General features: G+C 66.7%; 26 protein-coding genes and 1 pseudogene. 14 read left to right on the forward strand and 13 right to left on the reverse strand.

Features of this window, described 5'->3' with window-relative positions:
• Positions 1-282: 282 nt before the first annotated feature.
• The gene (locus tag WJ12_RS21945) at positions 283-1,434 is read right to left on the reverse strand and encodes a porin (protein ID WP_059559949.1); all 1,152 of its coding nucleotides are present in this window, start codon (positions 1,432-1,434) and stop codon (positions 283-285) included.
• A gap of 551 nt (positions 1,435-1,985) precedes the next feature.
• Between WJ12_RS21945 and WJ12_RS21955 the strand changes: the two genes are divergently transcribed.
• The 3 genes from WJ12_RS21955 (at position 1,986) to WJ12_RS21965 (ending at position 4,895) form a co-directional block, all read left to right on the forward strand.
• Complete coding sequence (locus tag WJ12_RS21955; protein WP_059559942.1) at positions 1,986-3,023, forward strand: ABC transporter substrate-binding protein; 1,038 nt, start codon at positions 1,986-1,988, stop codon at positions 3,021-3,023.
• A 70-nt stretch (positions 3,024-3,093) separates the two neighbouring features.
• Complete coding sequence (locus WJ12_RS21960) at positions 3,094-4,059, forward strand: ABC transporter permease (RefSeq protein ID WP_034188532.1); 966 nt, start codon at positions 3,094-3,096, stop codon at positions 4,057-4,059.
• Positions 4,060-4,073: 14 nt separating this feature from the next.
• A complete protein-coding gene (locus tag WJ12_RS21965; RefSeq protein WP_059559939.1) occupies positions 4,074-4,895 on the forward strand; it encodes a quaternary amine ABC transporter ATP-binding protein in 822 nt (273 codons plus the stop codon).
• 18 nt (positions 4,896-4,913) lie between these two features.
• Here WJ12_RS21965 and WJ12_RS21970 read toward each other — a convergent pair whose 3' ends face one another.
• Positions 4,914-5,945 (reverse strand): NAD(P)H-quinone oxidoreductase, encoded by a 1,032-nt coding sequence (locus WJ12_RS21970; protein ID WP_049028945.1) that lies wholly within the window; start codon positions 5,943-5,945, stop codon positions 4,914-4,916.
• A gap of 122 nt (positions 5,946-6,067) precedes the next feature.
• On the opposite strand from WJ12_RS21970, the gene WJ12_RS21975 reads away from it, so the two are divergent.
• Positions 6,068-6,976 carry a LysR family transcriptional regulator gene (locus WJ12_RS21975; protein ID WP_051700989.1) on the forward strand — a complete coding sequence of 303 codons (909 nt, stop codon included), beginning with the start codon at positions 6,068-6,070 and terminating at the stop codon, positions 6,974-6,976.
• A gap of 119 nt (positions 6,977-7,095) precedes the next feature.
• Here the strand turns inward: WJ12_RS21975 and WJ12_RS21980 are convergent, their stop codons facing one another.
• The gene (locus WJ12_RS21980) at positions 7,096-7,803 is read right to left on the reverse strand and encodes a hypothetical protein (RefSeq protein WP_063896734.1); all 708 of its coding nucleotides are present in this window, start codon (positions 7,801-7,803) and stop codon (positions 7,096-7,098) included.
• Between the two features lie 109 nt (positions 7,804-7,912).
• Between WJ12_RS21980 and WJ12_RS21985 the strand changes: the two genes are divergently transcribed.
• A complete protein-coding gene (locus WJ12_RS21985; protein WP_059559933.1) occupies positions 7,913-8,815 on the forward strand; it encodes a LysR substrate-binding domain-containing protein in 903 nt (300 codons plus the stop codon).
• A gap of 40 nt (positions 8,816-8,855) precedes the next feature.
• On the opposite strand, the pseudogene WJ12_RS21990 reads toward WJ12_RS21985, so the two are convergent.
• Positions 8,856-9,680: pseudogene (locus WJ12_RS21990) on the reverse strand (GMC family oxidoreductase); the annotation flags it as partial.
• Between WJ12_RS21990 and WJ12_RS36460 the strand changes: the two are divergent.
• The 3 genes from WJ12_RS36460 (at position 9,639) to WJ12_RS22000 (ending at position 11,061) form a co-directional block, all read left to right on the forward strand.
• Positions 9,639-9,839 (forward strand): hypothetical protein, encoded by a 201-nt coding sequence (locus WJ12_RS36460; protein WP_083262751.1) that lies wholly within the window; start codon positions 9,639-9,641, stop codon positions 9,837-9,839. The pseudogene WJ12_RS21990 and the gene WJ12_RS36460 overlap by 42 nt on opposite strands.
• A 164-nt stretch (positions 9,840-10,003) precedes the next feature.
• The gene (locus WJ12_RS21995) at positions 10,004-10,354 is read left to right on the forward strand and encodes a hypothetical protein (protein ID WP_034188528.1); all 351 of its coding nucleotides are present in this window, start codon (positions 10,004-10,006) and stop codon (positions 10,352-10,354) included.
• 146 nt (positions 10,355-10,500) lie between these two features.
• Positions 10,501-11,061 (forward strand): hypothetical protein, encoded by a 561-nt coding sequence (locus WJ12_RS22000; RefSeq protein WP_034188527.1) that lies wholly within the window; start codon positions 10,501-10,503, stop codon positions 11,059-11,061.
• Here WJ12_RS22000 and WJ12_RS22005 read toward each other — a convergent pair whose 3' ends face one another.
• Positions 11,062-11,937 carry a LysR family transcriptional regulator gene (locus tag WJ12_RS22005; protein WP_027782171.1) on the reverse strand — a complete coding sequence of 292 codons (876 nt, stop codon included), beginning with the start codon at positions 11,935-11,937 and terminating at the stop codon, positions 11,062-11,064. It lies immediately after the preceding gene.
• A 161-nt stretch (positions 11,938-12,098) separates the two neighbouring features.
• Between WJ12_RS22005 and WJ12_RS22010 the strand changes: the two genes are divergently transcribed.
• Positions 12,099-13,418, forward strand: coding sequence for a DUF3422 family protein (locus WJ12_RS22010; RefSeq protein WP_034188526.1), 1,320 nt, complete (start codon positions 12,099-12,101; stop codon positions 13,416-13,418).
• 34 nt (positions 13,419-13,452) lie between these two features.
• A complete protein-coding gene (locus WJ12_RS22015; protein ID WP_059559930.1) occupies positions 13,453-13,656 on the forward strand; it encodes a hypothetical protein in 204 nt (67 codons plus the stop codon).
• A 75-nt stretch (positions 13,657-13,731) separates the two neighbouring features.
• Here the strand turns inward: WJ12_RS22015 and WJ12_RS22020 are convergent, their stop codons facing one another.
• The 4 genes from WJ12_RS22020 to cynR all read right to left on the reverse strand — a co-directional run bounded on the left by WJ12_RS22020 (position 13,732) and on the right by cynR (position 17,937).
• The gene (locus tag WJ12_RS22020) at positions 13,732-15,744 is read right to left on the reverse strand and encodes a DUF2235 domain-containing protein (protein WP_049033635.1); all 2,013 of its coding nucleotides are present in this window, start codon (positions 15,742-15,744) and stop codon (positions 13,732-13,734) included.
• A gap of 16 nt (positions 15,745-15,760) precedes the next feature.
• Complete coding sequence (locus tag WJ12_RS22025; RefSeq protein WP_059560106.1) at positions 15,761-16,216, reverse strand: DUF3304 domain-containing protein; 456 nt, start codon at positions 16,214-16,216, stop codon at positions 15,761-15,763.
• A 312-nt stretch (positions 16,217-16,528) separates the two neighbouring features.
• Positions 16,529-16,948, reverse strand: coding sequence for a hypothetical protein (locus tag WJ12_RS22030; RefSeq protein ID WP_226103868.1), 420 nt, complete (start codon positions 16,946-16,948; stop codon positions 16,529-16,531).
• Positions 16,949-17,040: 92 nt separating this feature from the next.
• Positions 17,041-17,937: a transcriptional regulator CynR gene (cynR, locus tag WJ12_RS22035; RefSeq protein WP_059559927.1), complete on the reverse strand. Its 897-nt coding sequence runs from the start codon at positions 17,935-17,937 to the stop codon at positions 17,041-17,043.
• A 113-nt stretch (positions 17,938-18,050) separates the two neighbouring features.
• Between cynR and WJ12_RS22040 the strand changes: the two genes are divergently transcribed.
• The 3 genes from WJ12_RS22040 to WJ12_RS22050 all read left to right on the forward strand — a co-directional run bounded on the left by WJ12_RS22040 (position 18,051) and on the right by WJ12_RS22050 (position 19,859).
• The gene (locus WJ12_RS22040) at positions 18,051-18,710 is read left to right on the forward strand and encodes a carbonic anhydrase (RefSeq protein WP_034188523.1); all 660 of its coding nucleotides are present in this window, start codon (positions 18,051-18,053) and stop codon (positions 18,708-18,710) included.
• A gap of 36 nt (positions 18,711-18,746) precedes the next feature.
• The gene (cynS, locus tag WJ12_RS22045) at positions 18,747-19,217 is read left to right on the forward strand and encodes a cyanase (protein ID WP_047901820.1); all 471 of its coding nucleotides are present in this window, start codon (positions 18,747-18,749) and stop codon (positions 19,215-19,217) included.
• A gap of 207 nt (positions 19,218-19,424) precedes the next feature.
• Complete coding sequence (locus WJ12_RS22050) at positions 19,425-19,859, forward strand: GNAT family N-acetyltransferase (RefSeq protein WP_049030422.1); 435 nt, start codon at positions 19,425-19,427, stop codon at positions 19,857-19,859.
• An 87-nt stretch (positions 19,860-19,946) separates the two neighbouring features.
• On the opposite strand, the gene WJ12_RS22055 is transcribed toward WJ12_RS22050, so the two are convergent.
• A complete protein-coding gene (locus WJ12_RS22055) occupies positions 19,947-20,843 on the reverse strand; it encodes a LysR family transcriptional regulator (RefSeq protein WP_034188520.1) in 897 nt (298 codons plus the stop codon).
• Between the two features lie 129 nt (positions 20,844-20,972).
• Here WJ12_RS22055 and tam point away from each other — a divergent pair, with 129 nt between their 5' ends.
• Positions 20,973-21,758, forward strand: coding sequence for a trans-aconitate 2-methyltransferase (gene tam, locus WJ12_RS22060; RefSeq protein ID WP_059559925.1), 786 nt, complete (start codon positions 20,973-20,975; stop codon positions 21,756-21,758).
• Between the two features lie 30 nt (positions 21,759-21,788).
• On the opposite strand, the gene WJ12_RS37135 is transcribed toward tam, so the two are convergent.
• From WJ12_RS37135 to WJ12_RS36875, 3 genes are all read right to left on the reverse strand, one after another.
• A complete protein-coding gene (locus WJ12_RS37135; RefSeq protein ID WP_034188518.1) occupies positions 21,789-22,379 on the reverse strand; it encodes a GNAT family N-acetyltransferase in 591 nt (196 codons plus the stop codon).
• A gap of 510 nt (positions 22,380-22,889) precedes the next feature.
• Positions 22,890-25,337, reverse strand: coding sequence for a phosphocholine-specific phospholipase C (locus tag WJ12_RS22070; RefSeq protein WP_069245819.1), 2,448 nt, complete (start codon positions 25,335-25,337; stop codon positions 22,890-22,892).
• A gap of 41 nt (positions 25,338-25,378) precedes the next feature.
• Positions 25,379-25,516 carry a hypothetical protein gene (locus WJ12_RS36875; RefSeq protein ID WP_226103870.1) on the reverse strand — a complete coding sequence of 46 codons (138 nt, stop codon included), beginning with the start codon at positions 25,514-25,516 and terminating at the stop codon, positions 25,379-25,381.
• Positions 25,517-25,642 lie beyond the last annotated feature (126 nt).

Consider the following 25,642-nt stretch of genomic DNA (forward strand, 5'->3'; position numbering starts at 1 on the left):
CGGGGAAGCGGGCGGCCGCGCAATCGGAACGACGGCCTGCTTTGAAGGGGAGGGCGGATCGCGGCCGTCGGGATCACACAGTGTATCGGCTGATCGCGGGCCGTTGACCTGTCATGGTTGACGGGGTGCGTGCGGCTTTCGGCGGATGGGGCTGCCGGCGCCCGTCACGGCACGGCGTGATCCATGAAAAAACCCGCCGGCAGGCTGGCGCTTGCGGGCGGGCGAAGACACCTCGGGCCGACCGGCGCGGGTGTCGCGTGAAGGAGGGAGAACCGGGTTGCGTCAGAACTTGTGGCGCAGCGCGAGGCGCACGGCCACCTGGTTCGACGTCGACGACGGTGCGTCGGTGCCGGGGATGAAAGCGTTGTCGAGGATCGCGTTCGTCTTGTCGCCGGCGATGTGCTGGTACGCGGCCTGCACGTACACGTCGGTGCGCTTCGACAGGTTGTAGTCGGCCATCAGCCCGACCGAGTGGATTTTCGGCTTCGCGTCGCCGGTCGATGCGTCGTACTTCTCGAGCGACAGGACGTACTGCGCGCCGACCATGAATGCCGGCGTGATCTGGTACGAGCCGTTCACCTCGAAGTTCTGGTACTTGATCGCGCTGACCGTCGCCCCCGGCGCGATGATCGCGCCCGGCGTGCCGAGGTAGCCGTTGCCGGTCGGGTTCTTGTAGTTCGAGTTCGTATACGCGAAGCCGACGGTCGCGGGCCCGAACGAGTAGTTGATGCCCGCGCCGAACACGCGCATGCGCTCGGCGATGTAGCTCGCGTCGTTCGCGGTGATCGCACCGGCCGAGCCGTCGCCCGGGCGGTTCGCCTGCAGGTAGGCGGCGCCGATCAGCAGCCCGTTGTTCTGGTACTGCGCGCCGAAGCTGTAGGCGCGGTTGTCCGAGAAGTTCGTGCTGTTGCTGAAGCTGTACGCGCCGCCGAACTGGAAGCCGCCGAAGTTCGGGCTCGCGTACTTGACGGTGTTGTCGAGCCGGAACGAGTTGTCGGTGTTGTCGTTGTCGAACGGATGCGCGAGCAGGTAGCCGCCCCAGTTGCCGTTGGCGGTGGTCGGCGCGAGATAGTCGACGACGGAATCGTATTGGCGGCCGAACGTCAGCGTGCCGTACTGCGTCTGGCTCAGGCCGACGTACGCCTGGCGGCCGAACATGCGGCCGCCCTGGTTGAGGCGGCCGGTGTTCACGTCGAAGCCGTTTTCGAGCTGGAAGATCGCCTTCATGCCGCCGCCGAGATCCTCGCTGCCCTTCAGGCCCCAGCGGCTGCCTTGCGCGTAGCCGCTGGCCATCTCGTAGACGTGGCCGGTGCCGACGTTGTTCGTGTAGTTCAGGCCTTCGTCGATCACGCCGTACAGCGTGACGCTGCTTTGCGCGAACGCGGGCGCTGCGAAGGTTGCCGTCACGGCGAGCGCCGTCAGGGTCTTTTTCATTGAGATCTCCGGGATATCCAGCGTGTATCGGTTGTCGTGAGCGCGTCCGGCGAGGCGCGCCCCCGTCATCCGGGGCGATCCGGCGCCGCGCGAGGCGCCGGCAACGTGCGGCGGCGCGGCAACGGCGGCGTCGGGTCGTGTCTCCTCCGATGACACCGCGCATTCTTCCCAAGCCGATACGGATTCGAAAGCGAGTAATTTCGATGGACGGGATCGGGTTCGCCAATGGGGGCGGCGCAGGCCGTTTCGACAGTCGAAACGGCGGGGACGGCGCGGCCGTTCGACACCGGCCGGGCGGCGTTCGAACAGGCGCCCGCGCCGGGTCATGACCGGCTGCCTGCAATCGCCTGCAAGGCCCGTCCGGCGGGCCTCCTGGGGGCGACGGCGATCGATTGGCGCCGCCGATTGCAATGATCGGAATTACTCGTTTCCCTAAACAAAATGGCCGCTCGAACATGCAGGCTGACCGGACGTGGATGCATTCACGATGCGCCGGTTGCCGCGCATGCCGCGACGCACAAACAACAGATTCGATTTGGAGACGACCCACCATGCAGATTCGACGACTGAAAACGGTCCTTCTCGCCGCCGCGGCGATCCTGTCCGCGCCCGCGGCCCACGCGGCCGGCGGCGCGTGCGCCGACGGCAAGACGGTCCATTTCGCGGGCATCACATGGGAGAGCGGGTCGTTCGCGACCGAGGTGCTGCGGCTGATCATGGAGAAGGGCTACGGCTGCAGGACGGACGTCGTGCCGGGCAGCACGGCCGCCACCGAAACGGCGCTCGCGCGCAACGACCTGCAGATCTGGGCCGAGCAGTGGACGGGCCGCAGCGAGATCACCGCGAAGGCCGTCTCGTCGGGCGCCGTGAAGCTGATCGGCGACACGCTGCCCGGCGGCACCACCGAAGGCTGGTTCGTGCCCGACTACGTGGTGAAGGGCGATCCGGCGCGCAACATCAAGCCGGTCGCGCCGGGGCTCGCGTCGGTCGACGATCTGCCGAAGTACAAGCAGGTGTTCGCCGACGAGGAGGAGCCGGACAAGGGCCGCTTCCTGAACTGCCCGACCGGCTGGGACTGCGAGCGCGTGAACACGCGCCTGTTGCGCGTGCTGAAGCTCGACCAGTCGTACACGAACTTCCATCCGGGCACGGGTGCGGCGCTGGATGCGGCGATCGCGTCCGCGTACCAGCGCGGCGCGCCGATCGTGTTCTATTACTGGGGCCCGGCCGCGCTGATGGCGAAATACAAGTTCACGGCGCTGAAGATGCCGGCCTTCAACGAAGCATGCTGGAAGACGTTGCGCGACGAGAGCAGCACGCACCAGTGCGCGTCGTCGTACATGGTGTCGCGACTGACGGTCGGCGTGTCGAAGCCGTTCGCCGATGCGAACCCCGATCTCGTCGGCGTGTTCGGCAAGGTGCGGTTTCCGATGGACTTCCTGAACCAGACGATCCTCGAGATGACGACGAAGAAGATCGACGGCGCGGCGATGGCCACGCAGTTCCTGAAGACCCGCCCGGACATGTGGAAGCAGTGGGTGCCGGCCGACGTCGCGCAGAAGATCGCCGGCAGCCTGAAGGGCGCGTAACCTGCGCGCGGCGGCGGGCCCGCGCTCGCCGCCGCCGTCACGCGCCTTCGCGGCGCGACGGAGAATCAACATGAACGGCTTCTTCCTGCACCTGTCGATCGCCGACTGGGTCAACCGCGCGCTCGAGACGTTCGTCGCGCAATACGGCGACAGTTTTCATCACTTCAGCACGCTGCTGCTGCGCTACCTGCTCGTGCCGCTCGAAGGCGCGTTGCGCATGGCGCCGCCGTGGCTCGTGCTGCTGGTCGTCGGCGCGATCGCGTGGAATGCGACGCGCCGCATCGGCCTCGGCGCGCTCTTCATGCTGCTGCTCTACGCGATCGGCTGCTTCGGCCTGTGGGACAAGCTGATGCAGACGCTCGCGCTGATGCTCGTCGCGACGGTGCTGTCGGTCGCGATCGGCGTGCCGGTCGGCATTCTGGCGTCGCGCAGCGCGTGGTTGCGGCGGATGCTGCTGCCGGTGCTCGACGTGATGCAGACATTGCCGAGCTTCGTCTACCTGATCCCGGTGCTGATGCTGTTCGGCCTCGGCAAGGTACCCGCGATCCTCGCGACGATCATTTACGCGTTGCCGCCGCTGATCCGCCTGACCGATCTCGGCATCCGCCAGGTCGATCCGGACGTGACGGAGGCCGCACGCGCGTTCGGCACGACGCGCTGGCAGCTGCTCGTCAACGTGCAATTGCCGCTCGCGCGGCCGAGCATCATGGCCGGCATCAACCAGACGACGATGATGGCGCTGTCGATGGTCGTGATCGCGTCGATGATCGGCTCGCGCGGGCTCGGCGAGGACGTGCTCGCGGGCATTCAGACGCTCGACGTCGGCAAGGGCACGCAGGCCGGCCTCGCGATCGTGATTCTCGCGATCGTGATCGACCGCATCAGCCAGGGCTTCGGTCAGGAGCGGCGCGCGCGGCGGCGGCTTGCGCAGCAGCGCCGGCAGAAGGGTGCATCGCGCGTGCCGTACCGGCTGCCGCGCAACGCGTCGGCGCCGAGCGTCGATTCGAATCAGGCGACGCAATCGTCGCGCGCATAGGAGCGGAGACAGACATGGCGACCATCGACGTCAAACACGTGTACAAGCTGTTCGGGCCGCAGGCCGCGCATGCGCGCGTGCTCGACCTGCTGCGGGCCGGCAGGCGCAAGGCCGACGTGCTGGCCGAAACCGGCTGCAACGTCGGGCTCAACGACGTGAGCCTCGGCATCGAGTCGGGCGAGATCTTCGTGATCATGGGGCTGTCGGGTTCCGGGAAGTCGACGCTCGTGCGGCACTTCAACCGGCTGATCGAGCCGACGGCCGGCGAGATCGTGATCGACGGCAGCGACGTGATCAAGCTCGACGCGCACGGGCTGCGCGAACTGCGCCGCTACAAGGTCAGCATGGTGTTCCAGAACTTCGGGTTGCTGCCGCACCGGACCGTGCTCGACAACGCCGCGTATGCGCTGCGCACGCGGGGCGGGAAGCGGCACGACGCGGCCGACGCGGCGCGCAACTGGCTGACGAAGGTCGGGCTCGACGGCTACGGCGATCATTACCCGGACGAGCTGTCGGGCGGGATGCGGCAGCGCGTCGGGCTGGCGCGCGCGCTGGCGGCCGACACCGACGTGCTGCTGATGGACGAGGCGTTTTCGGCGCTCGATCCGCTGATCCGCACCGAGATGCAGGATCAGCTGCTCGAGCTGCAGACGACGCTGTCGAAGACGATCGTGTTCATCACGCACGATCTCGACGAGGCGCTGCGCATCGGCGACCGCATCGCGATCCTGCGCGACGGCACGCTCGTGCAGGTCGGCACGCCCGACGATATCCTGTCGCGGCCGGCCGACGATTACGTGAAGCGGTTCGTCGAGAAGCGCACGAGCGTGAACTGACCTGGCGCATCGTCTTGCTCAGGCCGCACGGTGCGCGGCCGTCGTCAACACGATCTTGCCGATGTGCACGCCCGAATCGATCAGCGTGTGCGCATCGCGCGCGTCGTCGAGCGAGAAGGACCGAAACACCTGCGGCCTGACCGTGCCGGCCGCCACGTGCGGCCACAGGTGCCGTTCCAGCTCGGCGATGAGCGCGCCTTTCTCCTCGGGCGTGCGCGAGCGCAGCGTCGAGCCGATGTGCGTCAGGCGCTTGGTCATCATCGGCCACACGTCGAGTTCCTTCGCCGGCCCGTTGAGCGCGCTCACCTGCAGGATCCGGCCGTTCATCGCCGCGGCCCGGTAATTGCGCGCGACGTAGTCGCCCGCGATGATGTCGAGGATCACGTCCACGCCGCGGCCGGCGGTGATCCTGTCGACTTCGGCGACGAAATCCTCTTCCCGGTAATGCACCGCGTGATCCGCGCCCAGCCGCAGGCTCGCGGCGCGATGAGCTTCCGAGCCGACCGTCGTGATGACGGTCGATGCACCCATTGCCTTCGCGATCATCGTCGCGGTGGTGCCGATGCCCGACGCGCCGCCGTGGACCAGCACCGATTCGCCGGCCTGCAGCCGTCCGCGCTGGATCAGGTTCAGCCACACCGTCAGGAACGTTTCCGGCATCGCCGCGGCTTCGATCATGTCGAGGCCGGGCGGCAGCTTCATCGTGGTGAGGCGGTGGGCGACCGCGTATTCCGCGTAGCCGCCGCCCGTCACCAGCGCGCTGACCCGATCGCCCGGGACGAATTCGCGCACGGCCTCGCCGGTCGCGACGACTTCGCCCGCGAGCTCGAGGCCCGGGATGTCGGACGCGCCGGGCGGCGGGTGGTAGTGCCCCTTGCGTTGCAGCACGTCCGGGCCGTTCACGCCGGCGGCGTGAACCCGGATCAGCACTTCGTCGGCGTTCGGCCGCGGCACCGGGCGCCGTGTCGTTGCCAGCACCTCGGGGCCGCCGGGGCGGGTGATTTCGACTGCCGCCATGTCGGCGGGAAGGGGCGCGTGCGTACCGGACATGTTTGCCTCGCAACGGGTAGATGAGTGATCGGTGAAAAAAGTATAGGCTTCGGGGTTGATGAATTCGCGCAGCGATTTTCAAGACCACAGATGCAAATTTGCATCACTTCAGGAGAAGGCCTTTGAACTGGGACGACGCGCGGATTTTTCTCGCCATCCACCGGGAACGCAGCCTGCGCGGCGCCGCGCGGGTGGTCGGGCTCGACCAGGCGACGGTCGGCAGGCGGCTCGCGGCACTCGAGCGCGCGCTCGGCGCGACGCTGTTCCTGCGCACGTCGGCCGGTTACGTGCCGACCGCGGTGGGCGAGGTTGCGCTGCGCAACGTGGAGAAGATGGAGCAGTCGGTGATTGACCTGATGCGGCAGACCCAGGGCGTCGACCGGCGCCTTGCGGGTGACGTGCGCGTGACGACGACCGATACGATCGGGCTCGAATTCGTGATGCGCGCGATGCGCAACCTGCACGACGAGCATCCGGACGTGCGTGTGCTGCTCAACACGTCGACGCAGGTGGAGAATCTCGCCAAGCGCGAGGCGGACATCGCCATCCGCACGATCAAGCCCGACAACCCCGATCTGCTCGTGCGCCGGCTTGCTGCGTGGCCGACGGGGTTATACGCGTCGGCGGACTATCTGGACCGGCATGGCGAACCGGTGTCCGGCACCGGCTTCGACGGCCACGATCTCGTGTGCTTCCTGCCGCACCTGAATGCGCGCCGCCCGCTCACGATGGTCGGCGAGCCGGTTCGGGCCGGACGGATCGTGTCGGGGCTGAATTCGAATCTCATGCTGCGCGCGGCGGCGCGTGCCGGGCTCGGGCTCGCCGAACTCCCGGTGCCGATCGCGGAGCGAGACGGACTGGTGCGCGTGTGGCCGGCGCGTACGTCGGCGCGCCCTTACGAAGTCTGGATGGTGACGCACAAGGATTTGCGGCATACCGCGCGGATGAGCGCGATGATCGATCACATCGTGCGGGTGTTCGACGCCGTGCCGGCATCGGGCGGTGCTTGGGGGGATGCCGGGCACGTGTGACGCGAGCCGGAAGGGCGGCAGGCCGCGACGGGATGCGGGCCGTCCGCGTCGATCGGCGCGGTGCAACGCGCCGCGCCGTGCCGTGCCGTGTTTCATTCCGGTTCGCGTATCGCCTGCCGTTACGGTTCGATCGACAGATACCGCGGATAGCGCCCGCTGCCGTAGTTGTCAGGCATCCTGCATTTCTGGTAACACTGCGTCAGCCGGAACGCGGCCTTCTCCCGGTCCGTGTCGTCGCCGTCCTGCAGCCAGATCGCGTGGCTTTTCTCCGCGAGCAGGATCAGCAGGCGCCGTCTGGTGGCCGACAGGGCCGAACGCTCCAGCAGGTCGCAGACGAGATTGGCCGTGACCATGCCGAACAGCCGGCGGTGCTCGCGGCAGTCGCTGGACGCGAGCAAGTGCATCGCTTCGGCGAATGCCGCTTCCGCCTCGGCCGCGGATTGTTGAAGCGTGATCGCGGGGAGCGCGAGTGCCGTGACGTAGAGGCGATCGTCGGCGTCGAACCGGTCGAGCGGCGCATGCAAGTCCCGCGATTTCTCGAGCACCGCATGCTGGCGATCGATCCGCCGGCGCGCATCGGCCGGTGCATCGTCGTGCGCGTCCACGAGTCGTTCGAGCGCGTCCATTCCCGCTTCCCAGTCGCCGAGATGCTCGCCGAATACATGCGTCACGAGCGCCGCCAGCTCGACGAGGTCCTGCGCGCCCATCGGGCGCGCCAGCCGTTCCCGCAGGCGGGTCGCGACCGCTATCGGCTGCTTCGTATGCTCCTGCCAGTCCCGGATCAGCAATTCGCGCAATGGCTCGTCGTGTACTTGCATTGTTTCCATGCATTCCTCCGTTCGGTTGCACAAATGGTAGGAGCGGGGATCGCGTGTGTACAGTGCAGGTTTGTCAGATATATGATGCATTCAACGCAAATCTGCGAGGAGCGCGGCGTTGAACCGAATCGACCTGAACCTGTTGCTGGCGCTGAAGGCGCTGATCGACGAGGAAAGCGTGTCGCGCGCGGCGTGCAGCCTCGATTTGAGTCCGTCCGCGATGAGCCGGACCCTTGCCCGCGTTCAGGACGCGATCGGCGACAAGGTGCTGGTACGCGCGGGCAAGGGCATGGTGGCGACCGAAACGGCGCGCCGGCTGAAGGCGCCGCTCGACCGCATCCTGCAGGATGTGGAACAGCTGCTCGGTGCGCAGCACCGGTCGATCGACGCGCAACGCGTGTTCAACATCAGCGCCAACGACGGATTCATCGATTCGTTTGCGGTGCCCATCATCGAGCAGGCGTACGCGGCATGGTCGCATGCGAAGCTGCGGTTCCTGCCCAAGCACGAGAAGACGGTGGCGCGGCTGCGCAGCGGCGAAGTCGATATCGAAATCGGCGTGATCGGCGAGACGGGGCCGGAAATCATGGTCCGCAAGCTGTTCGACGACCGCATGGTCGGCGTGCTGCGCAAAGGCCATCGGCTGGCGCGGCGCCGGATGACGCTGGACGCGTACCTGTCCGTGCCGCACATCAGCGTGTCGCGCAAAGGGCGGTTTCACGGGCCGATCGACGATGCGCTCGGCGAGCAGGGGCGCGAGCGGAACGTGATCGCGGTGGTGCCGAACTTCAAATCGGGCATCGAGCTGGCCCGGCGTTCGGACTGGATCGTGCAGGTGCCGGAGAAGCACACCGCTCAGGCCCGGCGAGACGTCGTGACGTTCGAGTTGCCGGTCGCGACGCCGGGGCTGGCGATCTCGATCATGTGGCATCCCCGCTTCGACCGGGACACGGTGCATGCGGGGCTGCGGGACCTGATCGTGAAGGTTTGCCGGCAGGTCGTGGACGCGGGGAACGGCTGAGGGCCGGCGGCCGCCGCCGGCCCTGCCGGCGTGGCGTCACTCACTGTGCGACCGTCTCCCGTTGCGTCGACGGCATGCCGGCCCGCTCCGCCAGCGCAGCCTCCGCCAGAATCAGGTCCGCGCCCTTCTCCGCGACCATCATCGTCGGTGCATTGATGTTGCCGGACGTGATGTTCGGGAAGACCGACGCATCGACGATCCGCAGCGCCTGCAGCCCGTGCACGCGCAGCGACGCATCGACGACGGATGTCGCCGCGTCGAGCCCCATCGCGCACGAGCCGCACAGGTGGTAGATCGATCCCGATTGCTCGCGGAAATACTGCAGCATCGCTTCGTCGGTGTCGACCTGCGGCCCCGGCGAGATTTCCTCGACGGTCATCGACTTCAGCGCCGGCGCGCGCATCAGCGCCCGGATCACCTTGCTGCCCTGCACGGCTTCGTCGAGATCCTTCTGCGTGGTCAGCGCGTTGATGTGGATCTTCGCGGCATCTTCCGCGCGGTTCGACGCGATCTCGATCGTACCGCGGCTGGTCGGCCGGCACGGGTTGAACGCGATCAGGAAGCCCGAATACGGCTCGGGCTTGATGCTCGCACGGTCGCTCTTCGGAATCCGGTACGACAGCGGGTTGAAGTACAGCTGCAGGTTCGGCTCCCGCACGTCAGCCGAGCCGCGGAAGAAGCCGCCGGCCTGGTTCACGCTCATCGCGAGCGGGCCGCGCTTCGTCAGCAGGTAGCGCAAGCCGATCTTCATCTTGCCGAGCAGCGTGCCCATCTCGTCGTTCAGCGTCGGCCGGTTCGCCTTGAAGTAGAAGCTCACGCACAGATGGTCCTGCAGGTTGCGGCCGACGGCCGGCAGCGCATGCACGTGCTCGGCGAGGCGGACGGATTCCCGCCGCTGCCGGCGGCCGATCTCGAACTGCATCGCTCGCCCGGCATCTGCGATCCGCTGACCGACGATCTCGTGTCGCTGATCGAATCGATGGTCGACGAACGACGGCGCGCGTCGCTCGAGGCGTTTGCATAGCGCAGCGGTCGCGCGGCAGGGGAGGCGTGGGGTCGAATCGGTACGGCGCGCTGCGCTCTGCATGCCGTTTTTTGCGTCGCCGCGGCATTTTTTTGCACGACGTTTATGCCGTCTCTTCTAAGCTGGGGACATGTCGAACAGCCGGGACGGCTCCCGTCCGCTCCATGACCTTCATCCATCCCTTTCCCGCCTTCGATGTCGCCGGCCGCCAAATGCGCGCCGGCACCCGCACCCGCGTCATTCCGTTGCCGCCGCCGCGCCCGCGCCTGCAGTTGCCCGTCACGCTGACAGCCGATTCCGGCGAGCACGCGCGCGAGCGGCTCGCGGCGCTGCTGCATTCGCCGCTCGGCGTGTATGTCGTCCGCGCCCGCGCGGTGCGCGACGTGATCCACGTTCATTTCGAGATCGCGCCGGAAGACCTGGACTTCACGCTGCACATGCTGATCGCGCAGCAGGCCGATGCGGTGATCGGGCCCGTCGCGCGCCGGTTGCATGTCGGGCCGCGGGCCCGGTGACGCGGGGAACGGTTGTTGCTCGTACACAGACGGTTCGTTTGCTCCGCCGCCGGATCGCCGGTCGCCATGGCTGTCCATCGGCCGGCGGCGCCGGAGGTTCGCGCGCCGCGTCGTGCGCGGCGCTACCCCCTGAATACGGAGTGACCATGTACATCCCGGAAGAAGTGCGTGTCGCGCGGCCGGCAAGCCGTCGCGCGCGGACGGCATCGCTGCCGTCAGGGCAGCAACTCGCGCGTCAGCTGCTGACGACGGTACGCGTGGCCGAAGTGCTGCTGCATCAAGCGATCGTCCTACCGCCCCGGCATCAGTGGTCGGTCGACACCGAACGGGTCGACGCGATCGGCGGCCCGCTCGCGGCGTGGGAGACCTGCGTGATCTGGCGGATCGGCAAGGTATTCGGCGCGACGGTCAGCCCGGCCGCGCGCGTCAACGATCCCGTGCAGGTGGCGGTCGAGATCCGGCTTTATCTGCCTGAGCAGGCGTATGTGGCCGGGCAGCGCGTGAGCGTCTTCGGGCGTCGCCACGGCCATCGGTTCGGTGCGACGCTGTCGGTCGCATCGGGCGCGCAGTGGGGCGGGCGGCGCTCCGAGCACGTGGCGCCGGAACACCGGTACGTGTGCGGCGACACGCTCGAAGCGCTCGTCGATGCGGTCGCCGCGCATGTCAACGCGGCGCTGGGCGCGGCAGGGTTCGGCGCGACGCGCTGATCACGCGTCGCCGGTCTGCCCGGTCTGGCGCTGCAGGTCTTCCATCAGTTGTTCCGCGAGAAAGTCGCACGGCGGCCGCTTCGATTTCGTGCTGCGCGCGAGGATCAGTTCGAGCGGCGGCAGGTCCGGCAAGCCGTGCGAGCGGCCGAGCATCGACAGTTGCGCGGGAATCGCGCAGCGCGCGAGCGGCGCGACCGCGAGGCCGGCCTCGACCATGCTGAGCAGCCCGAGCAGGCTCGGGCTTTCATACGACGTGCGGTACGGCACCTTCGCGCGTTCGAGGCTGCGGATCGCGTTCTCGCGCGCGACGCTGCCCGGCATGAACACCGCGATCGGCAACGGCCGTTCTTCCCATACGCGCGGCCCGTTCGTCATCGCGGCCCACGCCATCGGCTCGTGGCGGATGAAGTCGCCGGTCAGCCCCTTGATGCGCGTGCCGCACACGAGATCCACGGTGCCTTCCTTGATCAGCGGCGCGAGCGCACTGCTCGGCAGCCCCATCACCTGGATCTCGACCTTCGGGTAGGTCGCCGAAAATTTCTTCAGGACCGACGGCAGCAGCGACGACGCGTAGTCGTCCGGCACGCCGATCACGACCTTGCCGGTCACTTCCGGCCGCACCACGGCCGCCCACGCCTCGTCGCGCAGCGCCAGCATTCGTCTGGCGAATCCCAGCAGCACCTCGCCCTCGCGCGTCAGCACGATGCTGCGCGGCTTGCGCACGAACAGCGGCCGGCCGATCGCGTCCTCCAGGCTCTTGATCTGCATGCTCACGGCAGACTGCGAGCGGTTCACGGCCTCGGCCGCGCGGGTCATGTTGCCGGTCTCCGCGACGGCGACGACGGTGGCCAGCACGTCGTGATCGAGCATCTTCATCGGTATCAGGAAAACTGAACGTAACGATCAACATTATGCGTTTTTATTGTTGATGTGTGTCTGCCATAGTGCGATCACGCTGGCGTCCTGCCCACGGGCGGCGCGGCATTCAGGCCGGTCGACCCGGTGTGCAGCACTGAACGAGGAAGCGTGGTGTATCGATGATCGACCATCCGTTGCGCGCCGCGCTGGCCGCCGAATTGCATGCCAGGCCGTTCCTGCGGCTCGCCGAAGCCGTGTCGCTCACGCACTACGCGATCTACGCGGACGGCCAGCCCGATATCCACGAAACGCTGCTGCACGCGCTGTGCCGCGACACCGGCATTGCCGCGCCGCACGAAGGCGCGACGCACCACGCGGTGCAGTCGCCGTGCGGCTGGCATCTGAAGTGGGAGCGTCACACCGAATTCTCGACTTTCACGTTCGTCGCGCCGCGTCGCGACACCGGCTACTTCGACGATCTCGCGATCGAAGGCATTCCGGCCGCGTGGTTCGCGCGGCTGGCCGGCATCCGTTTCGTCGCGGTGAGGATGGAGCTGCTGTCGGGCGACGCCGCGCGACGCGTGTGCGGCGACCTGCGGCGCTGGATCGACGGGCCCGCGCTCGTCGGCAGCAACGTGCTCGGCGGCGGCAAGGTGTTCTGCGACTGGCACGTACGCGACGACGGTTTCATGCGTTTTCTCGTCATCGACGAGGATTTCCGCGAGGAGCAGGGCGGCCGCCTGCTGCAGCGCCTGTATGAAATCGAAACGTACCGGATGATGGCCTTGCTCGCGTTGCCTGTCGCGCGCCGGATGAGCCGCGAGCTCGACGAGATCCACGCGGCGCTGCATGCGTTGATGCAGCGGATGGACGCGAGCGGCGCCGACGGCGACGACACGGCGCTGCTCGTCAAGCTCACGCATCTCGCGGTGCGGGTCGAGTCGCTGGCGGGGGCCGGCGCACGCTTCAGTGCGTCGCGCGCGTACGAAAAGCTCGTGCTGGCGCGCATTCAGGAACTGCGCGAAGAGCGGATCGAAGGGATGCCGACGATCGCCGAATTCATGGAGCGGCGCTTCGCGCCGGCGATGGAAACGTGCCGCAGCGTATGGGCGCGCCACGAGCAGATCGCCGCGCGGATCGCCCGCGCGGTCGACCTGCTGCGCACGCGCGTGAACCTCGCGCAGGAAAAGGACGTGACGCGCCTGCTGGCCGGGATGGAGCGCACCGCGCGCAACCAGCTTCATCTGCAGCATGCGGTCGAAGGTCTGTCGGTGGCGGCTATTTCGTACTACGTGCTGTCGCTCGCGACGGCGGCGTTCAAGGCGCTGCACGTGATGAACCTGCCGGTCGATCCGGAGCTGGCGGAAGGCCTGCTGATCGCACCGGTCGTGTTCGCGGTGATCCACATCACGCGGCGCACACGCGCGCAGCTTGCACGGTCGGAAGCTGCGCATGACGGTGCGCCCGTGCAGGTGACGGCGTTGAAGCGCGTCGGTTAGCCGATCAAGAGCACAATCAAGGAAAGGAGTGGAGATGACTTTTTCGCAGAATCAAGCGGGGTTTTACAGCGGTTTCGATGCAGCGTTCGACGAGCCGGCATCGGGCGATGCCGGTGTGCCGGAAGCGGCGCGCGTGACGTCGTATCAGGCCGTGCTGCAGGAACCGATGACGTCGCTCGTCGGGAATACGCTCGATCGGCCGGAGGTCGCGGCGGTGGCGATTCTCGGGTACAACTGACGCGGGGTTGAGCGTATGAGCCCTCCGGCTGCCTATGCGCCGGGCGGATTTGGCGGTTGGTGCGGCCTGAGCCGCTCAGTCGCCGGAGAGATCGCCGATCGAAGCGCCGTGAGGAATCTGGCCGGACGTGACTTGCCGGACGTATTCGTTCTGGGCGTCCTTGATGTTCTTGGAGATGTTGCCGAGGACTTTCTTGATGTAGTCTTTGGCGGCGTCGGTCTGGCGCGCCATCCAGCCCTTCTCTTCGATTTCGCGAAGTTGCATGAATACGCCGTCGCCAAGCGACACGTTGTTGAGCCGCGTAATCGTGTTATGCACGAAGTTGTCGAAGAACGCGATCACTTCCGGCGTCAGCTTTGGCGGATGTACCCATGCGGTGGCCAGTGCGCGCACCGTTTTGTCCGAGATGTCGTCGACCGTCCGGCGTTCGCCGAAGGTCGACTGCGGAACCTTGGAATTCGGATCCTGGCCCTTGTAGTACCAGTCCCGACCTTCGTAGTCCGGCAAGCCGCCGCCACTCGTGAAGATAGCGTTGTAGACGTCGGCGTCGATGGTGTTGATGAAAAGATTGCTGCCGCTGCTGGAGTGGCCCGTGCGATCGTGAACAGAGCGTGCCCACGACACGAACAGCTTCTGATGTTCGAGGAAGTGTTTCTCGAGCGGACCGTTTGTTTTCGGCAGCATCGCGGTGTACGCACCGAACAGATCGTTGACGTTGAGATCCTTGCCGTTGACATTGACAGTCTTGCGATACTCGAATTCGCGTGCCGCCAATGGGGATATCGTGCGCAGCTTGGCAAGCGGCAGCAGCGGCACACCCGCGGACCATGCACGATCGAGCATGTTTCTTGCGGAGACACGTGCCAGCTCGGAGGATTTTTGATCCTCGCCGTCCAGGAAGCCACCTCCGACGTCCGACTGACTGCCTGGATAGACGATCTCCAGCAGGTTCGCGTGGTCCGGCGATTTTCGCGGTGAATCCAGGTTCTTGTAGAAGCGCAGCTCCGTTGCGGCGACGTGATGGACAATCGATTTGAATTCCTTCTGGATGTCGAATTGCCCGAGCGACTGCTTGGACAGGGCGAGGAAGAAACTCAGCCCCTTGATGCTGATGCTGGCGGCCTTGCCTTCGCCGGGGACGACGCCAAGTACAGGCGCGACGACTTTCGTGAAGATCGAATCCGCATAGGACGTCGATACGCAATCGAACAGCCCCATGAAATCGAACTGGACCTCGATGCCGGCGTAAGTGATCTTGCCGTCCTTTTGCTTGCAGGTCTTTCCAATCAATTCGTTTGCGAATTTCCGGCCGATGACGCCGCCGCGGTCATATCCGAAAATCGCCACACGAATGCGCTTGATTTCGCGCGGATCGGCTGAGGTGGCGTGTGCGACGTTATTCTTGAAATCCGCAATAGCCTTGTTCACCCGTGCATCAAATCCCGTACCCATATAACCTGCAGCGAATTCACTGTCCCGGACAACTGGAATGGAGTCTGCCGCGATGGTCGTGGCGGCGGGTAGCAGGGCACCAGCCACTTTTCCCGGCGTCACTGATTCCTTGATCTGATTTCTCGCGGTCTCTCCCGCATGCTCCAGCCCGTCGAGGACCGACGATGTGCCTCGTGACAACAATCCTTTGTCGGCAGGCGAGTCGCGAAACCGCTGGGCGATGTCGGCGGCGATCTTCTTGCCAGGATCCTTAATCACTTTGGCGTCGGCTTCCTTGAGCAAGGCGGCTTCGGAATCGGTCAGGACTTTCTTGATCGCACCGACCGTTTGCCCCGACAAGTCCCGGCCCATGCCTTCGTAATACATCTTGTAGATGCCGAACTCATCGCTGCTGTCAGCGTGCGCGTTGAAGAGACGCGCGATATTCGACAAACGATCAGTGTCGGCCAGGCTCTGTGCGAAACCGTCGAAGAAGAAGCTCTGATAAATTTCCTGATTGCAACGAAAACACGGGCTGGGCGGCTCGGCCGGAAGTTGCGCGCTGACGCTCGCGGCGCGTGTGGCCCGCGATGCAGCCGATGCCGATTCGGACTGGCTTTTTGAGGCGCCTTGTGCGGCGATGGTTTCGTCCGACATGTTTCCCCCCGCTGGACTAGTTGGTGGCGCGCATGCGCGGCATCGTCGGATATTCGACCCACTGCGCTTCGATCCTGCGCTCAGGCAGGAAATGGAACTCGATATAGCCGTCGCGCTTGTTCGGTAGCTTCGGAACGGCGACATCCGTCTCGTAGATTTCCGGCGACAGGTTCTTGGCGTCCTCCTCCGGGGTCAGGTCGTACGTGATCTTGAGGTGCCAGGTCTTCTTGTTGCGCGGCACCTCCATGCAACAGACGGTGCCGCCGCCCCCGCCGAATTGGCGGGCGTGCACGCTGCCTGCGCCGAAGCCATCCACGACGAAGTTGTAGACACCTCGCTCGGTGTAGTTGAAACCCACGACGCGATAGGGGCCGTAGCTTGTGGTCTGTGCATGCACCCACCATGCGCCGCTCAACAGCAGCGCCGCGATGACGATGGGGTTGCGAATGAGGCGGCGAAGCAAAGTCAGCATGTCGATGTTCCTGTCATTCAGTTCGTCGCGGACGACGCATTGCTCGTTGTATTCGGGTTGCGCGGATCGGTTGGAGCTGCCGCCCATCGAGCGTCGATCCTGCGGTGCGCGCGCAGATTGCCCGCCCCAAACCCGTCGATCCTGAAACGAGAGATACTCCGATCGGTGAAGTTGTCCCCGATGATGCGATACGGTCCGTCGCTCCCCGCATGTGCCAACGCAGTCCGCAAACCGCCAGCGGCTACCGCGCCCGCTTCGACGGCCCGCCGCATCCTATACGTCAATTCGTGCACCATCCTCATCTCCCGTCGCTCAACCCGCGTCAGGCGACGCATCGGCCGCTGCTGCTTCGGCATCCCGCGACTCGCCGGCATATCCGGCGAGCGGATGCGTATCGAGCAACGCAGCCCAAACGTCCGCATCGACATCCGCGAGCGTTGACGACATTGGCGGAGGCGCTGCTCCGCGCGCGGCGATTTTCTCGGCGATCGCCGGATGCGCATCGAACGCCGGATGCACGTTCATCCCGATCAGCGCGAAATACGCGAGATCGTTCTCATTCACGAGCCCATGCCGGCTCCGCGCTCGCGCGACCAGATCCTTCACGTAGCGAATGCCCCAGCGGTTCGGCACCGCGGACATCGGCGGCAGAAATTCGTCACGCAACCGGAAATACAGCGTCTCCGCAAATCCCTCGTGCGCGAGTGCATCGTACTGCGCCTCCGTGAACACGATTGGCGTCGCGGCGCCGGCGGGTAGCGCCGCCCCGACGCGTCACACGCGATCGGCCCGCCGGCCGCCGGCGACCGCGCGCGGCGGCCATGCTACCGCGTGCGGTTGGTCGGCCCCGCCCCCAGCGCGAGCGCCAGCTCGACGAACGCACGCGCGGCCGCGCTCCGGTACGCGCCCTTGCGCTGCAGCAGCACGGCCGTGCGCCGCAGGACGGCCGGATCGAGCGCGACGGCGACGAGATCGTCATGCCCCGTCGCGATCGTCGCGGGCAGCAGCGTTGCGAGGTTCGTGCGGCGCACGATCTCGATCACCGCACCCAGCGAATTCGCCTCCATCAGCACGCGCGGCTGCACATCGTGCTCGCGGAAATAGCGGTCGATCTGCACGCGCGTCGCGAACTCCGCGGTGAGCAACACGAGCGACGCGTCGTGCAGCGCGCGCTGGCCGGCCTTGCGTTTTCCCGCGAGTGCATGCCGACGGCTCACGACGAGCGCGAGTGTTTCGACCAGCAGTGTCTCTACTGCGATATCCGCCGACTGCACGTCCTCGAATGCGATGCCGACGTCGAGCTCGTCGTCGACGAGCAGCGTTTCGATACGCTCCTGCGACAGCTCGCGCACCGACAGCATCACGTCCGGATAGCGGCCGTGGAACGCCTCGACGAGCGGCCCGACGAGATAGCTCGTGAAGGTCGGCGTGACCGCGATCCGCAGCGAACCGCGGCTGAGATCCTGCACGTCGTGAATCGCGCGCCGGCCTTCAGCGAGGTCGTGCAGCGCCTGCCGTGCGTAGCGGAAATACACGTCGCCGGCATCGGTCAGCCGCGTGACGCGCCCGGTGCGGTCGAACAGTTGCGCGCCGAGCGTCTCCTCGAGCTGGCGGATCTGCTGCGACAGCGCGGGCTGCGACACGTGCAGCGCGGCGGCCGCGCGCGTGAAGCTGCGGTGCTCGGCGACGGCCAGGAAGTAGTTGATATGGCGCAGCAGCATGGCGATTCCTATAAGGCGTACTTATCCGATTGATCATAAATCAGTCTTTTACGTTATTGGAAGCGCGGCGTAACCTGCCCTTCATCGATTCCACCTGCACCGGAGAACACGCGATGAAGGACATCATCGAAGGCTTCCTGAAGTTCCAGCGTGACGCGTATCCGGAACGCGCCGCGCTGTTCCGCGATCTCGCGCGCAGCCAGCACCCGCGTGCGCTGTTCATCTCGTGCTCGGACAGCCGGCTCGTGCCGGAGCTCGTCACGCAGCGCGAACCGGGCGACCTGTTCGTGATCCGCAACGCCGGCAACATCGTGCCGTCGTACGGCCCCGAGCCGGGCGGCGTGTCGGCGTCGGTCGAATATGCGGTTGCCGCGCTGCGCGTGACCGACGTCGTGATCTGCGGTCATTCGGATTGCGGCGCGATGACCGCGATCGCGACCTGTCAGTGCATGGACCACATGCCGGCCGTCGGCCACTGGCTGCGCTATGCCGATTCGGCGCGCGTCGTGAACGAGGCGCGTCCGCACCGCAGCGAACGCGAGCGGATCGACTCGATGGTGCGCGAGAACGTCGTCGCGCAACTCGCCAACCTGAAGACGCACCCCGCCGTGCGGCTCGCGCTCGAAGAAGGACGTCTCGCGCTGCACGGCTGGGTCTACGACATCGAATCGGGCTGTATCGACGCCTACGACGGCGCGGCCGGCCGGTTCGTGTCCCTCGCGGACCACCCCGGTGTCCGCGCGACTCCCGCGACGCTTGCCGCCGCGGCCTGAATCCGGATTGCTCCCACCCCACCACGAGGAATTGCCATGATCCAGTCCCAGCACAGCCAGACTGCCCGCCACGCGCTTGCGGAAACCGTCGTGCTCGCGAAAGCGCGCAAGAACCTGTCGTTCGCCCAGCTCACCGAAGGCACGGGCCTGAGCGAAGCGTTCGTCACCGCCGCGCTGCTCGGCCAGCATGCGCTGCCGGCCGATGCGGCGCGCGTGGTCGCCGACAAGCTCGGCCTCGACGACGATGCGGTACTGCTGCTGCAGACGATCCCGCTGCGCGGCAGCATCGACGATCGCGTGCCGACCGACCCGACGATCTACCGTTTCTACGAAATGCTGCAGGTGTACGGCACGACGCTGAAGGCGCTCGTCCACGAGAAGTTCGGCGACGGCATCATCAGCGCGATCAACTTCCGGCTCGACGTGAAGAAGGTCGACGATCCCGAAGGCGGTTCGCGTGCGGTGATCACGCTCGACGGCAAGTACCTGCCGACCAAGCCGTTCTGACGTTTGCGCGGCGCGGCGGCAGCGGTGCCGCATGCGCCCGACGTGCGCCGGCCGCCGAGGGTGCAGCGGACGCGCGAGCGGCACCGCACGGCCGCCCGAAAGGCGGCGTTCTCGGTGGCGTGAGCGTGTGGCGGCGCGCTATAGTCATGCGACGCCCGCCGCGGGTACCGCGCACCCGGCGGCTTCATTCACGCACGCGTTCGCCCGATGACTACCCCTGCCGACGTCACCCTGCAACTGACCGATACCGAACAACCGGCCGCCCGCCATTTCATCAGCCGCAAGCTCGGCGAATTCAACCATGCGATGACGGGGCGCGCCGACTCGGCCGCGCTCGACGTCTACGTGACCGATCCCGCGACCGGCGAGATATTGGGCGGCCTGACGGGCCGCACGTCGCTCGGCCTCTTTTTCATCGACCTGTTCTACCTGCCCGAATCGCTGCGCGGCGGCGGATTCGGCAGCCGGCTGCTGCGCGAGGCCGAAGCGGAGGCGAAGCGGCGCGGCTGCGCGCGTGCGGTGCTGTACACGATCTCGTTCCAGGCACCGGACTTCTACCGGAAGCAGGGCTACGAGACGTTCGGCGAAGTGCCTTGCGATCCCGAAGGCGCGGCGCGCGTGTTCATGGTCAAGGTGCTTTGAGCGCTGCGTGGCGGTGCGGGCTACTTCCTGACGCCTGCCGACATCGCGGACGACCGGCCGGCACAGGCAACGCCCGCATGGCGCGCGTTACCGCCCCGGCGCGGCCCGCTCGACGATCATGTCGTAGAGCGCACGCGCGGCCGGCGACAGTTGCGCGCTCTTGCGCGTGACGAGCACGAGCGTGCGCGACACCGACGGCTCGACGAGCTCGATCGTGCGGATCATCGGATACGCGTTCTTCTGGATCGCGAGTTTCGGCACGACGGCCGCACCGAGCCCTTCCGCGACGAGCCCGAGCGCCGTCGAACTGCGCTGCACTTCGTAGAACGAATGCAGCGACACGCCGCTCGTCTTCAGCGCGCCTTCGAGCAGCCCGCGATTGCCGCTCACCTCGCCGGCGAAGATCAGCGGATGCGGCTGCAGCGCCGCCCAGCGGATGCGCCGGCGCCTCGCGAGCGGATGATCGTCGCGGCACACGAGCACGTAGGGATCGTGCGTGAGCGGCACGCTGACAAGTTCGGGATGCTGGTCGCCGGCGATGCTGATGCCGAATTCGGCTTCGCGCCGCAGCACGGCCTGCAGCACCGACGCCGACGCATGGTCGAGGATCTTCACGCGATCGTGCGGGCGATGCCCGGAGAACGCGCGCAGGATGCGCGGCAGGTATTGCACGCCGACCGTCGGCACGCACGCGATCGTGACGTCGCCGCGCTGGCTCAGGCCCGTCTCGCGAATTTCGGTCAGCGCGTCGGACAACTCGTTCAGCAGCCGGCGCGCTTGCGGCAGAAAGCGCCGGCCGATCTCGGTCAGCGTGGTGCGGCGCGTCGTGCGCTCGACCAGCGCGACGCCGAGATAGGATTCGAGCTTGCGCAGCCGCTGCGTGATCGCCGTTTGCGTGACGTGCAGCGTGTCGGCCGCCTGCCGGAAGCTGCCGCCGTCGGCGATCGCGACGAAGGCCTGGACACCGAGCGTATCGATCTTCATCAGAATTTTGAATCAATAACGATATTAAATTCATTTTACTGAAGGTCGGATACGGTCGCAGAATGCGCTGGATCGGCGGCTGCCCGGATCCCGGCGCGCATGCCGCCTCCGCCCACAAGGAGAATCATCGTGACGACCCCACTCGATCAATACGCGAACCAGTACGTGCGGTTCGAGGACGAACGCACGCGGCCGGTGCGCGACCTGCTGGCCGCCGTGCCGAAGACGCCGATCCGTACCGCGATCGACGTCGGCTGCGGGCCCGGCAATTCGACCGAGGCGCTGATGGCACGCGCGCCGGACGCGACGATCCACGGGATCGACGCATCGGCGGACATGATCGCGGCCGCGCGCAAGCGGCTGCCGGCGTTGCGGTTCGATCTTGCCGATGTCGCCACGTGGGACGATCCGGGCGGCTATGACCTGATCCTGTCGAACGCGGTGCTGCAGTGGGTGCCCGCGCACGACACGCTGTTCCCGATGCTCGTCGGCCGGCTCGCGCCGGGCGGCCATCTCGCGGTGCAGATGCCGGACAACCTCGACGAGCCCGCACACCGGCTGATGCGCGAGGTCGCCGCGGCCAGGCCGTGGGCCGACAAGCTGAAAGGGGCGGCGCGTACCGAGCGGTTCGATGCGCGCTACTACCATGCGCTGCTGTCGCCGCTGTGTTCGCGCGTGGATGTGTGGCGCACGACCTACTATCACCCGCTGCGCGGCGGTGCGGACGCGGTCGTCGAATGGTTCAAGGGCAGTGCGCTGCGGCCGTTCCTTGCCGCGCTCGACGATGCCGAGCAGCGCGCGTTCCTCGCGCGTTATCGCGACGCGATCGCCGGGCCGGACGGTTATCCGGTACTCGACGACGGCACCGTGCTGCTGCCGTTCCCGCGCCTGTTCATCGTGGCGACTCGGAAGTAACCCGGCCATGACGTGACGGGCGGCGGGGCATCAGCGCACCGGCCGCACCGATGCGGGATCGACCGTGCGGCTCCGTGCGGTCTGCCCGTCGCGCAGGTCCTTGTACCAGAACAGCGCGACTTCCCCGGCGTTCTCGCCGCCTGCATACAGGAAGCGGTCGTGGCCGCCGAGCGTAAAGCCCGCGCGCGCATAAGTGGAGCAGGCCGCGACGTTGTTCGCCTGCGTTTCCAGCCGCATGAAGCCGAACCCGTGATGGCGCGCCCAGGCTTCCGCGGCCGCCAGCAGGAATTGCCCGATACCGAGGCGCCGATGCTCGCGGTCGACGGCCAGTTCGGCGATTTCGGCCATGCCGTTCCAGCGCTCGGCGACCGCGACGAACCCGGCGAACCGCCCGCCGGCGGTCGCGCGAAAGAGCGCTGTCTTGCCCGACGCTTCATCGGCCCAGCCGGCCGGATCGAACCCGTAGTTTTTGCGGCGCGCGGGCAACGCGCGCAGGTCGAGCAAATCCTGATACGGCGCATTCAGCTCCCATGCGATGTCGAACGAGAAGTCGCATTGCTCCAGCTCGTCGGCGGCAAGCGAGATCGCCGGTTCGATGCTGATGTGCTCGGCTCGGTCCATATGTCGGTGTCCTGTCTTCGGCGGAGGGTGTGGTCTCGTTGGTGGCGCGATCGCCGGTGCACCGATGTGCATCGAATCGCGCCCGTTCCCGTTCTTCGTTTTCTGCATCTGCACCATTCGCTGCATGCGAAACCGGTACAGACACGGCTGTGTGCCCGCCTGATTATGCTGGATTTCGGCGTCGTCACGGCGTTGCTGCCGGTGCGATGACGACCGCCGCGCGTCGTGTCTCCCATTCTCGACGGCAGTCGATCGTCGGCGGATGAAAGACGACAGGAAACCGAATGATTGTTTACCGTTTTGAACAACTCGACATGTTCCGTCAAACAGTTTGACGGTCTTGGCGCCGTCAAGCATCGCGTCGTCCACTGCTCCACGAATGCCGGAAGAGAGGCTGACCTGCATCGCCGGCGCAACGCGGATCGGCCTGCGTCACCCGTTTTTGCCGCGGCGCGCGTCATGCACGCGCGCCGGCCGGAACGTTGAAGCGACGACGAAACGGCCGCGACCTCAGATGCTGATCGCGATGGGGCCTGCCAGCGGCGTATAGCCGTCGTCGAACAGCAGCCACGCGTCGTACTGGCCCGAGGCAAGCGTGCTGTTCGCGGTCGACGAGAACAGCAGCGAGCCGGTGCTCTTGGGCAGGTACGCCCACGACTTGTAGCCGCCCCGGGTCGGTTGCGCGCCGCGCGGATAGATGCCGACCCAGTTCTTCGGGCTGTGGCGCCACGGCGGCACGACGTAGTCGAACCGCAGCGTGGCGTACGACGACCCCTGCGACGCCAGCGCCGCGACGAATTTCCCGTTCGTATTGCCGATCGCCGAATCCGTCAGCAACGTGCCGGATTGCGTCTGCACGCAGCCGGCGATACGGCGCAGGAAGTTCGGATCGTTCGCGTCGCGGATGCTCGCGTCGTACCAGCCGGCGTCGCCGTACCACGTGACGGCCTGCGTCGCACCGGCCGGTACGCTGACCGACTGCGCGCGGTTCATCCCGTACGCATTGTCGACGAGCTGGAACGTCGTCGTGCTCGAACCGGCCGAATTGTCGAGCGTGATCTGCACGTTGCCGTTCTGTACGTCGTAGCAGAGCGACACTTCGCCGGTCGATCCCGCGTTCCCCGCTGCGCCGATGGTGCCGCGGAACGTCTGCAGGAACCCGTTCGGGCCGTAGATCGAATAGTCGTAGCCGCCCGCCGAATTCAGCGGGAGCGAATCCGTGAGGCACGCGCCGGTGCCGGCGCCGATCGTGTACTGCCGCGGCGTCGTGCTCGTGCCGTCGACCCATGCCTGCAGGTGCACGCCGGCTGCACCCGTGTTGGTCATCGTTAGCGCGAGCGTCTTGCCGGAGCGGTTGACGCGGCCCTGGACGAAGAACTCGTACGGCAGCCGGCACGCGGTGTTGCGGCCGGCCGTTTGCGCCGGAACCGCCGTGGTGGTGGCCGGCGGAATCAGCACCGTCGAGCCGTTCGGGTCCATGTTGCTGGCCGCCGCCGGAATCGCCGGAATCGTCTGGTCGGGATTCGCGAAGTCGAACGCCGACGTGAGATCGCCGCACACCGTGCGGCGCCACGGCGTGATGTTGGTCTCCTGCAGCCCGAAGCGCGCTTCCAGAAAACGGATCACCGACGTGTGATCGAAGACCTGCGAGTTGACCTTGCCGCCTTTCGACCACGGCGAGATCACGAACATCGGCACGCGCGGGCCCAGCCCGATCGGGACATCGCCGCTCGCGGCGCCGTCCGATGCGGCGCCGCTGCCGGCGACGAATTCCGCGGCCGTCGAGACCGTCGACCGGCCGGTGCCGGCGGCGGCGCTCGACGGGACGGCCGGTGGCACGTGGTCGAACAGGCCGTCGTTCTCGTCGTACATCACGAGCAGCACGGTGCTGGCCCACACCGCCGGATTCGACGTCAGCGCGTTGAGCACGTTGCTGACATACCATTCGCCGCCGCTCGCGGCCCACGACGGGTGTTCGCAATACGCATAGGGCGCGGCGATCCACGATACCTGCGGCAGCGTGCCGTTCGCGACGTCGGCCCGCAGTTGACTGAACAGACGGGTGTCGTACTCCGTGCCGCCGCCGGTCGGGTCGATCTGCGTGCCGTCGAGCGCCGGCGCGAGCGGATCATTCGCGCCGAGGTTCTGGTACTGCTTGAAGTTCAGGATGACGTTGTCGCCGTAGTTGCCGTTCCACCAGAGATCCTTGCTCGACCCGTCGTATTCGCCGTAGCCGTGGCCGGCATCGAGGCCGTTGCCCTTGTCCTGGTAGAACTTCCACGTGACGCCGGCCGTGTTCAGGCGTTCCGGCATCGTGGTCCAGCCGGTGCCGGTCATCGTGTTCGTCGTGTACGGCGAATAGCCGGCGACGTTGCCGCAGCAGCCGGTCCACAGATACAGGCGGTTCGGGTCGGTCGGGCCGAGCATCGAGCAGTGGTACGCGTCGCACACGGTGAACGCGCTGGCCAGCGCGTAGTAGAACGGGATGTCGTTCTGCGTGAAGTAGTACATCGTGCCGCTGGTCTTCGCGGCGACCCAGTTGTCGTAGCGGCCGTTGTTCCATGCGCTGTGCGTGCCGCTCCAGCTGTGATCGAGGTCGCCGTAGTACGTGTCGCCGTTCGCGACGCCGGAAACGGGCGGCGACGGGTTGAACGGGAACACGTAGGACAGCGTCGATGGCTGGCGCCAGACCGGGTAGCCGCTGGAAATCACGACCGGCCGCGGATCGCCGAAGCCGCGCGCGCCGCGCAGCGTGCCGAGATAGTGGTCGAACGACCGGTTTTCCTGCATCAGGATGACGACGTGCTTGACGTCCTGGATCGTGCCGGTGACGGTGGCGGCCGGAATCGATTGTGCGCGCAGGATGCTTTCGGGCAGCATGCCCGTCACCGCGGTGGCGCCGGCGAGCTTCAGCGCATCGGCGAGGAACTGACGTCGTGTCGTGGGTTTGTTTTGCATGATCGCTCCTTGTCCTGGATGGCGGGTGGGGCCGGGGCCGGTCAATGGCACGCGCTTGCGCAGTGCAGGACCGGCGCGGACGCCGAACCCGGTGCCGACGCGCGCGCGGCGGCGACAGTGCCCGCCGCGCCCGGGTCGCCGTCGCCGCAGGCGGCCAGCGCGCACAGCAGCGCGATCATGAAAACGCCGCGCCAGTGCGGAATACGGCTTTCCGCGGGGCGAGGCGGGACGACTTGATTTCGATCCGATTCGAATCGGATTCCTGATTGATCGGGATGGTTGCTGCGTGCTCCGTATTTCATTTC

The organism is Burkholderia seminalis (genome assembly GCF_001718535.1).
GTDB classification, from domain to species: Bacteria; Pseudomonadota; Gammaproteobacteria; order Burkholderiales; family Burkholderiaceae; genus Burkholderia; species Burkholderia seminalis.